The 243-nt window shown below is 49.4% G+C and carries 1 pseudogene; it reads left to right on the top strand.

The window, feature by feature from the left end:
* Window positions 1-243: pseudogene (locus tag FGT79_RS31545) on the top strand (hypothetical protein); the annotation flags it as partial.

Below are 243 nucleotides of genomic sequence, written 5' to 3'. Positions count from 1 at the left end.
TGCAACAGGCGGAACAGCGTACGTATCGGTAACGAAAGCGAACAAGCTGGAAAGTACACGTACGGCTGCGAAATATGCAACTGAACCTGTATCTGTAGCACCGGTAGCAGCAACGATCACTGCAACGAACAACAAAGCAGGCGTAGATGATACTGTAGTGGTAACAGGTCTAGTAGAAGGCGACGTAGTCAATGTCTACAAAGCAGCAACAGGCGGCACAGCAATTGGAACAGCAACAGTTGG

Origin of the sequence: Paenibacillus sinopodophylli (assembly GCF_005930355.1) — a bacterium.
GTDB lineage: Bacteria > Bacillota > Bacilli > Paenibacillales > Paenibacillaceae > Pristimantibacillus > Pristimantibacillus sinopodophylli.
Note: the sequence above shows the minus strand (reverse complement) of the source record. Positions and strands in the feature narration are given on the sequence as shown.